Origin of the sequence: Nostoc sp. CmiVER01, assembly GCF_034531135.2 — a bacterium.
Taxonomy (GTDB): domain Bacteria; phylum Cyanobacteriota; class Cyanobacteriia; order Cyanobacteriales; family Nostocaceae; genus Nostoc.
In genome coordinates this window covers 358,206-372,198 of sequence record NZ_JAVRBU020000009.1, presented here as the reverse complement: position 1 = coordinate 372,198, position 13,993 = coordinate 358,206, and the positions used below count along the sequence as shown (strand labels likewise).

The following is a 13,993-nucleotide window of genomic DNA, read 5'->3' as shown; positions in this document are numbered from 1 at the left end:
TTCGGATGCTTGGCTTGCTCTAAGAAAGCTGTTTGTGTAATAATTACTAATTACTTAAATTCGAGCGACTTTAAGTAGTATTCCAAAAATCACCAAAAGACCTGAGTTTGAGGTCAGATGCTGAAGCAGAAAAGAAAGTAGGGTTTAGGCTACAAGTAGTTGCGATCGCTTAACTCCGATGAAAGCATCTCAAGTTTGCAGGAACATCAGTTTTTCGCAGTATGGGATTCAGTAGTAAAGTGAGTTTTAAAGGAATATTTATGTCACAGTTGGAGCAAGCAGTGCCAGACACCTTTGTAGCCAAAAGCTTAGAAACTCTCCCAAATAATATATTTGACCAGGTAGAGGCTCTAGCGAAAGACTTTGCCACCCGTGCAGGGGCACATGACAAAGAGGGTTCCTTTCCTTTCGAGAATTTTACAGCTTTGCATGAAGCAGGATTACTTAGCCTCACCATTCCCCGCGAATTAGGTGGTCAAGATTTGGGGTTAGCAACTATCTGCCGAGTGATTGAAGGGATAGCGCGTGGCGATGCTTCCACGGCGCTAGTACTAACAATGCACTATCTCCAACATGCCCATGCAGCCCGTAGCCGTCGCTGGCATCCAGAAGTATATAAACGGCTGTGCCGTGAATCAATTGAAGGTATTGCCTTGCTCAATGCTGCCCGTGTTGAACCTGAGTTAGGAACGCCAGCTAGAGGTGGATTGCCTGCTACAATTGCCGAGCCAACAACAGAGGGTTGGCGTTTAACAGGCCACAAGCAATACACTACGGGTAGTCCTATCCTCAGTTACTTTGTTGTTTGGGCACGGACAACTGAGGATGAACCACGAGTTGGAAATTTTTTGGTTCCGCGCGGTCTGCCTGGTTTGCAAATTATCGAAACCTGGGATCACTTGGGGATGAGAGCTACAGGCAGCCACGATCTCATTTTGGAGAATGTATTAATCCCCAGAGAGTATGCTTTGAATATTAACCCCATATCAACCGCGCCATCCTTTGATCCTCTAATTTCCACTTGGGGCAGTTTGACAATAAGTGCTTTATATCTAGGTGTTGCTAGTAGTGCGCGAGACTGGCTGGTAAAATATCTTTGGGAGCGATCGCCTTCTAATCTCAAAGAGCCACTGGCAACTCTGCCACGCTTCCAAACTGCTGTGGGTGAGATAGAAGCACTGCTGTTTGCTAACAATAGATTGATTTATAGCTTGGCTCAAGATATTGAGCGGGGCGAGTATGAGCCTAACGTAGGATTACAGACACAAGCTGTTAAATATCTCACCACAACTAACTCGATTCGTGCTGTAGAGATTGCCTTAGAACTGACTGGTAATCCTGGTCTGTTAAAAAAGAATCCTTTAGAGCGACACTACCGAGACGTTCTGTGTAGCCGTATCCATACACCGCAAAATGATGTTATTTGCCAATCTTTAGGGAAGAGTGTACTGGAAGTAAAGTGAGTGGGAAGTGGGGATGAGGGAGCAGGGGGAGCAGGGGAGGCAGGGGGAGAAGAATTATTGATTAATGACCAATGCCCAATACCCAATATCGACCAATATGTACTAAAATCAATGACTTGAGTCACAAAGAGAGCAATCATGGCATCCATCCGCGAGTTGCACCAACAGCTGGTTAAGAAAGAACGTTGTGCCGTTGAAATTACCCAAGAAGCTTTAGAGCGCATTCAAGCGTTAGAGCCGAAATTACACAGCTTTTTATGTGTTACCGCAGAACGGGCATTAGAGCAGGCAGGTGCTGTGGATGCGAAAATTGCTGCGGGAGAAGAAATTGGGCTGCTAGCAGGCATTCCTGTTGGGATTAAAGACAATATGTGTACCAAGGGAATTGCTACTACCTGTGCCTCCCGGATTTTGGAAAATTTTGTGCCGCCTTATGAATCAACAGCGACGCAAAAACTGGCAGATGTTGGCGCGGTAATGGTAGGCAAAACCAACTTGGATGAGTTTGCAATGGGTAGTTCCACAGAAAACTCTGCCTACCAAGTCACGGCTAATCCTTGGGATTTGTCACGAGTTCCTGGTGGTTCTTCGGGGGGTTCTGCGGCGGCGGTGGCGGCTCAAGAATGTGTGGTTGCTCTCGGTTCTGATACTGGCGGTTCGATTCGGCAACCTGCATCTTTTTGCGGTGTGGTGGGGATGAAACCCACTTATGGTTTGGTTTCTCGTTATGGTTTGGTGGCTTACGCTTCGTCTTTGGATCAAATTGGGCCATTTGGAAACACAGTAGAAGATGCGGCAATATTATTAAGTGCGATCGCAGGTTATGATCCCAAAGACTCTACCAGCCTCAAAGTAGCCATTCCCAACTACGCCGCCAGCTTAAAACCAGACTTTAAACCTAGAGGTCAGCTAAGAATTGGGATCATCAAAGAAACTTTTGGTGAAGGTTTAGACTCTGTAGTGGAACAAGCTGTTACCAAAGCAGTAGATCAACTACAAAGTTTGGGAGCAGAAATTCATATAATTTCCTGTCCCACCTTTCGCTATGGCTTACCCACCTACTACATCATTGCCCCATCAGAAGCGTCAGCAAACCTAGCTCGTTACGATGGTGTTAAATATGGTTATCGCGCCCCTGATGCAGATAATTTGCTATCGATGTACACTCGTACCCGTGCCACAGGTTTTGGTACAGAAGTTAAACGCCGAATTATGATTGGCACTTACGCACTTTCGGCTGGTTATTATGATGCTTACTACCTGAAAGCGCAAAAAGTCCGCACCCTGATTAAGCGAGATTTTGAAAAGGCTTTTGGCTTAGTTGATGTGTTAGTTTGTCCCACATCTCCCACTACAGCATTCAAAGCAGGGGAAAAAACTACCGACCCCTTGAGCATGTATTTAAATGACTTGATGACTATTCCTGTGAATCTTGCTGGTTTACCTAGTTTAAGTTTGCCATGTGGTTTTGACGATCAGGGGCTACCTATAGGATTACAGCTAATTGGCAATGTCCTGCGAGAAGACCTACTGTTTCAAGTAGCTTACGCTTATGAGCAATCCACTACTTGGCATCTGCGTAAACCGCAAATATCTTGAAAATAAGCATTGGGCATTGGGCATGGGAAAGAGGAATTGGGGACTCTTGAGAATTGGGGACAAGGGAAAAGACTTGTTGGAAGTTCTAAACTTTTGTCACCTTGTCCCCTTGTCCCCTTTTCCCCTCTGCTTCCTCATCTCCCTCATCTCCCCCTGCTCCCTGTTCCCCACTCCCCACTCCCCATTCACTGATTACTGACCATTGACTGTTGACTATTGACTTTTGGAGTCAGGGATTCTGATGTAATTTCTGATGGATTAAGTGTATGTAAAAGACCAACAGATGCAGCTACTAATAAGAGAATATAGGTAACAACAAGAGGTATATACGTATTTGATTTGTTGCCTGAATTATTCTGATTCTTCTTGGAGTCTTGGCAGACTACATTGCTTATAAGAGTATGTGATAAAGCATTTCCATCCAGTCCTAAAGCATCTCCATAGCGACGGATGAATCCTTGAACAAAAATAGGTTCAGGTAATTCTTCAAATCGTTCTTCTTCTAAAGCTTGCAAAACACCTGCTCTAATAAGTGTTCTTGCAGCTATTTCTTCTATGCATATAGATTTTTGTTGTCTTACTTGTCGCAAGTGTGTAGTTACTTCCTTTAGCTGCTCTACTTGAGCTTGATTTAAGAGTGTCACTGTCTTCTCCTGTATGGGCTAATTCTACTATTCATATAGTCAGAAGCCTTAAATATGCATACGTATTTTTACTGGATAATTGATTTTTAGGAGAAATTTTTTAAAAATGCTTGAAATCTAGATTGGAAAATGCTAAAGCCTTATACTAAGTAAATATATTGTTAATATATAAAACTCATATTTGATTTTTGAACAAAACTCAGCACACCCTTATTCCTTCTTCCCAGTTCCCAATCCTTTACCTCTAGAAGTGATTCAAAAATTAAATCCGATTCCTATAGACACTTTATATTTATTAAAAACTTAAGGTGTGAGAGTCAATAAAATGCAATTAATAATACAAGTATTTTTCTAACTGCTACTCTGGAGTGGGATAATTGCAGCGATCGCTATTACCAAAAGAAAAGGGCAGGAAACAAAGGAGAAGAGTTTTCCCCTCAGCAAGAGCAGCACCGTGCCCCTCTGCCTCTTTTCAATGCCTAATTGACAGTACCCATTTCTGCTTCAATGTGCGATCTGTCTATTTATGATTGATATTCTCCAGCGTTAAAATGCGCTGGCTGTTGGGCGGACAATTATTTCATTGACATCGACATCATCCGGTTGGGACACAGCATACAAAACGGCTCTAGCGATCGCATCTGGGGTCAGTGCGATTTTGCGGAATTCTTTCAAAGCACCTTTTGCCGACTCCTCTGTGATATCAGAGCCGAGTTCAGTCTCAACCACACCGGGGGATATTGTTGTCACGCGGATATTCTTTGATTCCTGACGCAATCCTTCGGATATAGCCCAGACAGCATATTTTGTCGCGCAGTACACCGCGCCAGTAGGCACGACCACATGTGCGCCGATGGACGCGGTATTGATAAACTGACCACCGCCTTGTGCTTCCATAATGGGTAGACCAGCAGCTATACCATTCAACACGCCGTGGATGTTCACGTTAATCATGTTGTCCCACTCCTCAACTTTCAGGGCATTCATCGGCGATAAGGGCATCACGCCTGCATTGTTAAAGATGACATCGACACGACCAAATTTGTCTTTAGCGAAGTGAATGAATGCTTTCATCTCCTCACGATTGGCGACATCTACGGCTTTGAACTCTGCTGTGCCGCCTTCATTGTGGATATCTTCAACAATTTTTTCTAGCTTTTCTGTGCGTCGTGCCCCTAAAACGACATTTGCACCGTTTTTGGCGAGTAACTTAGCGGTGGCTTCACCGATACCGCTACTGGCTCCAGTAATGACAATAACTTTGTTTTCTACGTTTAACATGGTTATTTTCCTTTTTATTTAGGTTGGTTTGAATTAAACAGGACTTACGCAAAAATTGCCGAAAAGCTTAATTTATCGAACTGCCAAGACGCCAAGAACGCCAAGAATTCGTAGAGTGTGCGTAAGTCCTATTAAATAAATACGCCACCAGAGACTTCAATTCTCTGTGCATTAACCCATCTGTTCTCTTCGGAAAGCAAAGAAGCGATCGCACCTCCAATATCATCAGGAAGACCGACGCGCCCCAAAGCTGTTTGCGAAGCAATGAATTTATTAATCTCAGGATTGTCACGCACCACACCGGCGGCGAAATCCGTTTCAATTGCGCCGGGGGCTATTACATTCACAGTAATATGTCTTTGCCCCAATTCTTTAGCCATGTATCGGGTCAAAACCTCTATAGCCCCTTTCATGGTTGCATAAGCTGCATAACCTGGCAGGGCAAAACGAGCAAGACCAGACGAAATATTGATGATACGTCCCCCATCATTTATCAAAGGGAGAAGTTTCTGTGTCAGGAAGAAAACACCCTTCACATGAATATTCATCAAGCGATCAAAATCGTCTTCGGTCGTATCTGCAAAAGACGCATAAACACCAATACCTGCATTATTGACGAGGAAATCAAAATGTTCTGTTTGCCATTTGTCTTGGAGTGACTGCTTGACTTGCTCCACGAAACCGTCAAAGGTTTTAGTGTTTGAAGTGTCCAGTTGCAGTGCAACAGCTTGAGCGCCAATCTCTTCGATAGAAGATACAACGCTTTTGGCTTCTTCATCGTTGCTATGATACGTCACGATGACACCAACCCCTTTTTTGGCAAGAGCCAAAGCCGTATTTTTGCCAAGCCCTCTGCTCGATCCAGTTACCAATGCAATTTTTGTCATTGCCTTATTCTTTCGCTATTTCCTTTGATATGCTCATAATATGGTTGAAAAGCTGAGTTTTAAATACACAAAACTCGCACATTATTGCCTAATACTCCGAAATCATGTTTTGTAAATAGATAAGTATTCTTTATAATGAGCAAATAAAAATAGTTAAATCAATCAGGAAGCCAGCATGACGGTTGAAATACTAAAGCACGGCGCGGCCGTTAATGAGTGTAAAGAACTGGCGGCATTACTAACTCGTTACACTCACAGTAAGGGAAACGGTATCCATAAAACAGATATAAATCAGCTAGAGTTTATGCGGGAATCTTCCGCTTCCACGTCAATATGCAGTGTTTATGAACCTGTTTTCGCCCTAGTTGTTCAGGGCAAAAAAGAAGCATTGTTGGGTGAGGAAACTTATTGTTATGGAGCAGCTCAATATCTTGTTGTCTCGGTTCATTTGCCGCTAAGTGCATTTGTTACAGAGGCCACACCAGACAAGCCATATTTAGGATTCAAGCTGAATTTAGACCCAGTTCAACTCTGTGATATTATTGCCCAAACCACGCCAGGCACGAGTAGAAAAGAAAACTCTGTTAGGGGCTTATTCGTCAGCAACACCGATGCACCATTGCTCGATTGCGCTATGAGACTGACACAACTTTTGGATACGCCACAGCATATTCCGATTCTTGCACCACTGATTATCCGCGAAATCTATTATCGCCTTTTAATAGGTGAACAGGGCGAAGCTGTTCGCCAGATTGCGACATCTGGCAGTAATATGCAGCGCATCGCCGAGGTAATAAAACTCATTAAGGCTGATTTTACAAAGCCAATGCGAGTTGAGGAGCTAGCTGGGCAAGCAAGTATGTCTCCTTCATCTTTCCATCACCATTTCAAGTTAGTCACATCAATGAGTCCGCTTCAATATCAAAAGCAATTAAGACTATTAGAAGCACGTCGCCTGATGCTTGCCGAAAACTTCGATGCGGCAAATGCTGCCTATCAGGTGGGTTACGAGAGCCAATCACAATTTAGCCGCGAATATTCCCGCATGTTCGGTGCGCCGCCGATCAGGGATATTGAACGTTTACGCACAGCTTAAGGGACTTCTAATTAAAAAAATATCCTATCACGGTGTTAGGCAGGGGGCAGGGGGCAGGGAGCAGGGAGAGAAAGAAAAATATTATTTGAGTAAATTGGATAATTTATTTTCTGGAAGTCTGTGAGCGAAGACTGTCCGAGGTTTTCATCAGCTTTGCGTTGGCGTAGCTCGCCACAGGCATTGCTAGTGATGTTGGTATAGTTGTTTACTTCAAAAATCTTCATCAAAATTCAATTCCGATATATCGCGATATATTCCGATATATCGTATATTAGAGAAAGTTGATTTGAGATTTATTTATGTTTAGACACTTTCGGTCACGTTTTGATACACCTGCATGGGCAGGAGTTAACGAAGACGATTTATTGTTTGTCAGGTCATGGTTTGGGCATGGCAAGCATCATGGTAGACATGAGAAACACTTTGGGAATGAAATGTTTGGTCGTGGTTGGGGAGATGAACATCGGACTCGTCGGGGTGATATCAAGTTCATCCTGCTGGAATTGTTATCCGAGCATCCTAGTCATGGTTACGACCTGATTAAAGAAATGGAGACTCGTTATGGTGGTTTCCGTCGCCTCAGTCCTGGCTCTGTATATCCAACACTCCAATTGCTGGAGGAGGGGGGTTATCTCAAGAGCGCACAAGAAGGTGGCAAGCGGATTTACACGATTACCGATGAGGGTAGACAATTATTGGCAGAACGTTCTCAACAAGAGACTTCAGATTCTCCTTGGGATACCGTCAAAAGTTTCGTCAAAGGTAAGCCCCAAGAGTTTATTGAGTTGCGGAATGCTGCAACAGAATTAGCTGCGGTTGTGGTGCAGGTTGCTCGTAGTGGCAATATGGAGCGGATAAATCGGGTGCGTGAGCTTCTAGAGCAAGTTAAACGGGAAATTTACGCGATTCTTGCAGAAAAATAAGTAGAAACGAGTCAACATCGCGTTTCTACTCTTGATGTTCTCAGATTTTGCGCTTATGAGTTAGAAGCGATCGCACTCAAATCTGGTTCAATGAGTGAGTTGAGCAATGTCCACAACTGCAAATCAGTAAAATCGGGAATTGCCATAAATGCGCCAACTTCCTGTAAAAATTGGGGATCGTGGGTGGAGGCGATGCCAATAGTACGGATATCTGCGCTCACCGCCGAACGAATACCAGAGGGAGAGTCTTCTAAAGCAATCGCTTCCTCTGCTGTAATCCCCAAGTTACCCAGGGCGACTTGGTAGGGGGCAGGGTCAGGTTTACCTGCAATACAATCATCAGCTAAAACAATTGAGTCAAAAGCTTCTTTTATTCCCAAAACTTCTAGCATAAATTCTGCATTTAATCTAGGGGCATTAGTTACTAATGCCCGCTTTAACTGATGTGTCTCTGTCCATGCTAGTAGTTCAGAAAATCCACTCAATGGTTTTAGATCAGGGGCGAGTTTGCGAAAAAGCGCCTCTTTTTCATCTGCAAATTTTTGCCCTTCTGCTGTTGATAATTGTGGCAGAATATCCTTAACAATTTCTGGATTTAGCCGCCCACTAATTCGAGATTTGTAAAATGTTTCATCAATTTCTATGCTGTAATTTAACAGCATTTCCCGCCAAGCACGGTAGTGTATCGGGTCAGTGTTGACAATAGTGCCGTCTAGGTCAAAGAGAATTGCAGCCAGCATAATTTTTGGGTAAAATGTAAATAATTGTTAACTTAATTTAAATAGTTTACATTGTTTTTTTGCTTTTATACAGCGCAAAAAGCTATAAATTAATCTGCTAAATCCTAAAATCTTATAGTGGATAAGCCATGTCAAGGCAGATAGGTAGGGCCTCTCAACAAACTACCGTATAATTGATAACCTTCAATGTAAGCAAATGCTAGCCGATCCAAACTTTTTTCGCGTTGATGATTTACTAGTGCAGATTTACAACTCTGAAGTCGAAATGGCTCAAGATGTTGCCGAAATCGCGCAAAAGCATTTACAGCAAGTTCTTAATCTTCAGGAGACAGCTGCTGTATTGTTAGCAACAGGTAACTCCCAACTTAAATTTCTTGATGCCTTGATTACATTGGGTGGCGTAGATTGGTCACGGATTATTCTGTTCCATCTAGATGAATATTTGGGAATTACTGCTGACCATTCTGCAAGTTTCCGGCGCTATATGCGAGAACGTGTAGAGAAGCGGGTTGTTCCTAAAGTATTTCACTATATAGAGGGGGATACATTGCAACCAGTGGCAGAGTGCGATCGCTACACAAAACTACTCCTTGCACAACCAATTGATTTATGCTGTCTTGGTGTTGGCGAAAATGGACATTTGGCTTTTAATGATCCGGCGGTAGCAAATTTCCAAGATCCTTACAGCGTAAAACTTGCGAAACTAGATACAGTGAACCGTCAGCAACAAGTAAGCACAGGTCAGTTTCCAAATCTAGAAACTGTTCCCCAATATGCTTTTACTGTCACGATCCCAACAATTTGTTCAGCTAAAAAAATTATCTGTCTGGCTCCAGAAACACGTAAAGCGAATGTGGTAAAACAAATGTTGCAAGGAGCTATAAGTACAGACTGTCCTGCTTCTATTCTCCGTCAACAATCCCAAGCGACGTTATTTTTAGATGTAAATTCTGCTAGTTTACTGTCGTGAAAAATCAAAACTGCTGTATAATCCTAGCAAACACATACTGTTAGCAGTATTGAATGCTGCTATCAACAGAAAGTGCATTCCCCTCCTAGCAGCAATCAAAAAAAGCCCCAAGACCTTTTCTTAGTATGCGGACTCCAAAGTTTAGGACAACATTGTGTTGCAGTCCTAAAGGAATACGATGTTAAAGTTAGCGCCATTGATGATGTACAGTCCGAACATTGGGAAGTCCCAGAAGTACCTAGCTTACTAGAAAAGTTAATTATAGGAGACTGCCGCCAGCCAAGTGTTTTAGAGCAAGCAGATATAAGGCAGTGTCGGTCAATACTTTTAGTTACCAGAAATGAGCGGATAAACATAGAAGCCGCCTTTGCAGCACGGCGACTCAATCCACACGTTCGCTTGATTGTCCGTTCTGACAAACAAAATTTTAACAAACTCTTGTGGGAAAATCTTGGCAATTTTGTTGCCTTTGAGCCTACCCATCTCTCAGCTTATGCTTTCGCTTTAACAGCCCTCGGCTCTGAAGCTATTGGTTATTTTACCTTAGAAGGGCAACTATTGCAAGTGATAAAGCACCAGGTACAAGCGAAGGATAGCTGGTGTAATGGTAAACCAGTACATAGACTGAATCTGACAACTCGCCGCATTTTGAGTCACATACCTGCTTCATCTAATCCACTCAAAGAATTGTTTGGCTGGAACCCAGAGGCGGAAGTGCAGGTAGGAGACACGCTGGTTTACATTGATATTGCATACGATTTGGCTTTATCTGAGCAACATCGGAAATCTCATAACCAAAGGTGGCAGTGGCAACAGTTTATCCAAGGCATCACAGCGAAAAATCTCAAGGATAAAATAGCGCAATTTTGGCAATCTCATTACCAAAGCCAAAATCAAATCCGACGAATTGCGACAATCTATGCGATTACTGTACTCATCCTGTGGTTGGCTGGAATAGTTCTTTACCGCTTGTATTATCCTCATATTACTTTGCAAGAAGCTTTTTATGCGACAGGAGTTTTGCTCTTGGGAGGATACGGAGATTTATTTGGCGGTGTTGAGTTTTCATCGCAATCAGAACCTTCAGAACAGATGCCTTGGTGGTTGCGGTTGTTTAGCTTGGGACTAACGTTAATAGGTCAAGCTTTCGTAGGAGTATTATACGCACTGCTGACTGATGCTCTTGTCACTTCAAGATTCCATTTTTTTAATTCTCGCCCTCCCATACCACAAAACAACCATGTGGTGATTATTGGCTTAAATCGCTTGGGACAGAGAGTGGCTGCTCTTTTGCAAGAACTCAACCAGCCCTTAGTAGGAATTCATAGTACCACTCTCGACCAAAACACTTTACCAGATATGCCCCTTATTGTTGACAATGCTACCGAAGCACTAACTAAGGTGAATCTCTCTCGTGCTAAAAGCATCGTTTTAGTTGGGGACGATAATATGGAAAATCTGGAAATTGGTTTGATGGCTCATGCAATAAACCCCGCCACTAGCTTGATTATCCGTTCTCAAGATCGTCATTTTAGCGATAATATTGCTCCTCTATTTCCCTATGCTCAAGTTCTGTGTGGCGCGGCTTTATCGGCAGAAGTCTTTGCTTGTGCTGCCTTTGGAGAAAATGTTCTGAGCTTGTTTCATTTGAGCGAGCAAATAGTCATGGTGACGGAATACAAAATTGAAGATGGCGATACTCTCAATGGGCTGCTTTTATCTGAAATAGCTTATGGGTATGGTGTTGTGCCGATTCTTTACCAGAAATATCAGCGAGACAATTACTCCTTAATGCCCTGGTATGATGTTAAGCTTTACGCTGGCGATCGCTTGATTGTTTTAGCCACAAGCAGTAGTTTGCAGCGAATTGAATGGGGTGAAATGCTGCCTCGCCAATGGAGCGTGCAGATTGAAAAAGCTCTGACTACAAATGCTATTATGTATGGCGCCCAAGAAATAGTTTTGATTACAGGATGTAGTTCGGCTAGTGCTAGGCAATGGATGAATAATTTGCCTGGGGTTTTGCCAATACCACTTTATAAACATCAAGCTCAACGCCTTGTGCGTGAGTTAACAAAAATACAAGTTTTAGCAAATGTAATCTTCATTGGGCAAAACAATAGCTCTACTTGAGCGAGTGGTATCTCATTATAGGGGCACAATATTATTGATATTGCGCCCCTACACATACATCTGGTTTAAGCACTGTAATAGCCTGAAGTTGAAACAAACAACAGTTCTGTAGCTATTACAGTGTTGGTGAATACTATCTAGAACGAGTACCTGTTACTTCATTAGGATCGTTGTAAGCCCGCACTTTTTCACGATTACGAGCTAGACCTACTAAACCGACTAGACCAAGTAAACCTAGCCAACCCCAATCGAAACCGCGATCGTTAGTTCTTTCAGAAGCTGCGACGCCTGCATTCCTATTAGTACCTGTAGTGTCAGTGCCTGTTGTACCACTGCCTGTAGTGTCAGTGCCTGTAGTGTCAGTGCCTGTAGTGCCACTACCTGTAGCTCCACTGCCTGTAGTGCCACTGCCTGTAGCTCCACTGCCTGTGGTGTCAGTGCCTGTTGTACCACTGCCTGTAGCTCCACTGCCTGTGGTGCCACTGCCTGTGCCGCCCATACCACTACCGCCTGTACCACTTGTACCAGTACTGCCTGTGCCGCCCATACCACTACCGCCTGTACCACTTGTACCAGTACTGCCTGTGCCGCCTATACCACTACCGTCTGTACCGCTTGTACCAGTGCTGCCTGTGCCGCCTATACCACTACCGCCTGTACCACTTGTACCAGTGCTGCCTGTGCCACCTATACCACTGCCGCCTGTACCGCTTGTACCAGTGCTGCCTGTGCCACCTATACCACTACCGCCTGTACCGCTTGTACCAGTGCTGCCTGTGCCACCTATACCACTACCGCCTGTACCGCTACCGCCTGTACCGCTTGTACCAGTGCTGCCTGTGCCACTTGTACCAGTACTGCCTGTACCACCTATACCACTACCGCCTGTGCCACTTGTACCAGTACTGCCTGTACCACTACCACTTGTACCAGTTGTACCAGTGCTGCCTGAGCTACTGCCAGCACTGGAGGAGCTACCAGAGCCTCCGCTACCAGAGCCTCCGCTTTGGGCAGAAACAGAAGGAGGTAAGGACAAAGAAGTGAAACTGATAGCAAAGACAGTAGCCAAAACAGCTTTAGATAAATCAAACGCTTTCATAGTTATGGTTCCTTTTATGTTCTAGATTTCTGTGGTTGATTGATTTTCAAAACCGATATTGTCTACTCAATCCACTGCTAAATTAAGGAATTTTTCACAATACAGATTGAGGAGTCTTTAACCTAGTTTCTTTTGGAAAGTTGAAAGCATTTTAAGCTCCCCCACACAACAACTTCACTATTCGTAATATTCAAACGAATTCATAATCAGTAATTACTAATTTATGATAGGATTGTGAACTCAGTAACCAAATCGTTTATTCACAACGCCAAGCAAGGAATAATATTTATTTTTCATAAAATTATATTCATTTGCATCATAATTTTTAATTACTTATTGTGAATTATTTTGTTATTCTTATTCAAGATAGCTGCTGTTTTTTTGCTGTGCTTCTACCATAAGATTAAAGTCCATTCTATCGTAGGAATTAATTTGGAATTAAAGTTTAATTTATGAACACGAAGTTAATGAAGCTTTTTGGAGTTTGCAATTAGATAAGCAGGTTTCAAGATAAGTACAATCTTCACACTGGAGATTTTGCCCTGGATTGGTACATCCACAGGGAGGGTTCACAAAACATTCAGAATAATCTTTATGTGTTTGAGATTTTTTGGAGATAATGTGTAAAGCTGCTTCTTGTATACAAAAAACCAAATCTTTAACCATAACATTCCGTACCAATCATAATAAATACAACGATTTTTTAGTTACTTTTTTAGATGCTTTAACTAAGGGCTAAAGCCACATATAGAAGACATAACCTATAGCTTGCATCCCACACAAAGTAAACTAAAAACCTTTTAATTATTCACATCGGTTTACTTAAGAACTACAAGCGATCGCTAAGTTAAACAGGATTTTGACCGTAATCAATATAATAATTTTATTTACATTAATTTTTTTGTAGAAATAAACTAACTGACAACAGTTGAGACTAGATTAACAATGTTCTACAATCTTATTTCACCTGATAACTTATAACTTCATACTCCAGGTGTGTCTTACATTAAACTTAAGGAATATTTCTATTGTCAGTTAGTTTGCCATCTCATTTAACTTAACGACTGAAAGAAATTATTTTCCCTCTGCTTCGCTACTAGCTGTACGAACATTTAACTAAAATAGTATTCCCAAAGATATATACAGGATGGACTAGCG

General features: G+C 42.7%; 12 protein-coding genes. 6 read left to right on the top strand and 6 right to left on the bottom strand.

Annotated features, from left to right (window positions below):
• The first annotated feature begins 260 nt into the window (after window positions 1-260).
• The gene (locus RMZ43_RS17835; RefSeq protein ID WP_322654423.1) at window positions 261-1,463 is read left to right on the top strand and encodes an acyl-CoA dehydrogenase family protein; all 1,203 of its coding nucleotides are present in this window, start codon (window positions 261-263) and stop codon (window positions 1,461-1,463) included.
• Between the two features lie 138 nt (window positions 1,464-1,601).
• On the top strand, window positions 1,602-3,062 hold the full coding sequence (gatA, locus tag RMZ43_RS17830) for an Asp-tRNA(Asn)/Glu-tRNA(Gln) amidotransferase subunit GatA (protein WP_322647366.1): 1,461 nt from the start codon (window positions 1,602-1,604) through the stop codon (window positions 3,060-3,062).
• A gap of 185 nt (window positions 3,063-3,247) precedes the next feature.
• On the opposite strand, the gene RMZ43_RS17825 is transcribed toward gatA, so the two are convergent.
• From RMZ43_RS17825 to RMZ43_RS17815, 3 genes are all read right to left on the bottom strand, one after another.
• A complete protein-coding gene (locus RMZ43_RS17825; protein WP_322647365.1) occupies window positions 3,248-3,706 on the bottom strand; it encodes a helix-turn-helix domain-containing protein in 459 nt (152 codons plus the stop codon).
• Window positions 3,707-4,252: 546 nt separating this feature from the next.
• Window positions 4,253-4,987, bottom strand: a complete 735-nt coding sequence (locus RMZ43_RS17820; RefSeq protein WP_322647364.1) for an SDR family oxidoreductase — start codon at window positions 4,985-4,987, stop codon at window positions 4,253-4,255.
• Window positions 4,988-5,118: 131 nt separating this feature from the next.
• Entirely contained in the window at window positions 5,119-5,874 is a 756-nt protein-coding gene (locus RMZ43_RS17815) for an SDR family NAD(P)-dependent oxidoreductase (RefSeq protein WP_322654424.1), read from the bottom strand.
• Between the two features lie 175 nt (window positions 5,875-6,049).
• On the opposite strand from RMZ43_RS17815, the gene RMZ43_RS17810 reads away from it, so the two are divergent.
• Window positions 6,050-6,970: an AraC family transcriptional regulator gene (locus RMZ43_RS17810; RefSeq protein ID WP_322654425.1), complete on the top strand. Its 921-nt coding sequence runs from the start codon at window positions 6,050-6,052 to the stop codon at window positions 6,968-6,970.
• Window positions 6,971-7,005: 35 nt separating this feature from the next.
• On the opposite strand, the gene RMZ43_RS17805 is transcribed toward RMZ43_RS17810, so the two are convergent.
• The gene (locus tag RMZ43_RS17805; RefSeq protein WP_428850748.1) at window positions 7,006-7,194 is read right to left on the bottom strand and encodes a hypothetical protein; all 189 of its coding nucleotides are present in this window, start codon (window positions 7,192-7,194) and stop codon (window positions 7,006-7,008) included.
• A 75-nt stretch (window positions 7,195-7,269) separates the two neighbouring features.
• On the opposite strand from RMZ43_RS17805, the gene RMZ43_RS17800 reads away from it, so the two are divergent.
• On the top strand, window positions 7,270-7,893 hold the full coding sequence (locus RMZ43_RS17800; protein ID WP_322654426.1) for a PadR family transcriptional regulator: 624 nt from the start codon (window positions 7,270-7,272) through the stop codon (window positions 7,891-7,893).
• A 53-nt stretch (window positions 7,894-7,946) separates the two neighbouring features.
• On the opposite strand, the gene RMZ43_RS17795 is transcribed toward RMZ43_RS17800, so the two are convergent.
• Window positions 7,947-8,633, bottom strand: a complete 687-nt coding sequence (locus tag RMZ43_RS17795; protein WP_322654427.1) for an HAD family hydrolase — start codon at window positions 8,631-8,633, stop codon at window positions 7,947-7,949.
• A 196-nt stretch (window positions 8,634-8,829) separates the two neighbouring features.
• Between RMZ43_RS17795 and RMZ43_RS17790 the strand changes: the two genes are divergently transcribed.
• Window positions 8,830-9,603, top strand: coding sequence for a glucosamine-6-phosphate deaminase (locus tag RMZ43_RS17790; RefSeq protein WP_322654428.1), 774 nt, complete (start codon window positions 8,830-8,832; stop codon window positions 9,601-9,603).
• 72 nt (window positions 9,604-9,675) lie between these two features.
• The gene (locus tag RMZ43_RS17785; RefSeq protein WP_322654429.1) at window positions 9,676-11,736 is read left to right on the top strand and encodes a potassium channel family protein; all 2,061 of its coding nucleotides are present in this window, start codon (window positions 9,676-9,678) and stop codon (window positions 11,734-11,736) included.
• 133 nt (window positions 11,737-11,869) lie between these two features.
• Here RMZ43_RS17785 and RMZ43_RS17780 read toward each other — a convergent pair whose 3' ends face one another.
• Entirely contained in the window at window positions 11,870-12,835 is a 966-nt protein-coding gene (locus RMZ43_RS17780; protein ID WP_322654430.1) for a WGxxGxxG family protein, read from the bottom strand.
• Window positions 12,836-13,993 lie beyond the last annotated feature (1,158 nt).

Bases quoted from the DNA above. Each gene is read 5' to 3' on its own strand.
- RMZ43_RS17790 (WP_322654428.1), top strand. From the start codon at position 8,830: ATGCTAGCCGATCCAAACTTTTTTCGCGTTGATGATTTACTAGTGCAG.
- RMZ43_RS17800 (WP_322654426.1), top strand. From the start codon at position 7,270: ATGTTTAGACACTTTCGGTCACGTTTTGATACACCTGCATGGGCAGGA.
- RMZ43_RS17815 (WP_322654424.1), bottom strand. From the start codon at position 5,874: ATGACAAAAATTGCATTGGTAACTGGATCGAGCAGAGGGCTTGGCAAA.
- RMZ43_RS17805 (WP_428850748.1), bottom strand. From the start codon at position 7,194: ATGAAGATTTTTGAAGTAAACAACTATACCAACATCACTAGCAATGCC.
- RMZ43_RS17810 (WP_322654425.1), top strand. From the start codon at position 6,050: ATGACGGTTGAAATACTAAAGCACGGCGCGGCCGTTAATGAGTGTAAA.
- gatA (WP_322647366.1), top strand. From the start codon at position 1,602: ATGGCATCCATCCGCGAGTTGCACCAACAGCTGGTTAAGAAAGAACGT.
- RMZ43_RS17820 (WP_322647364.1), bottom strand. From the start codon at position 4,987: ATGTTAAACGTAGAAAACAAAGTTATTGTCATTACTGGAGCCAGTAGC.
- RMZ43_RS17795 (WP_322654427.1), bottom strand. From the start codon at position 8,633: ATGCTGGCTGCAATTCTCTTTGACCTAGACGGCACTATTGTCAACACT.
- RMZ43_RS17780 (WP_322654430.1), bottom strand. From the start codon at position 12,835: ATGAAAGCGTTTGATTTATCTAAAGCTGTTTTGGCTACTGTCTTTGCT.
- RMZ43_RS17835 (WP_322654423.1), top strand. From the start codon at position 261: ATGTCACAGTTGGAGCAAGCAGTGCCAGACACCTTTGTAGCCAAAAGC.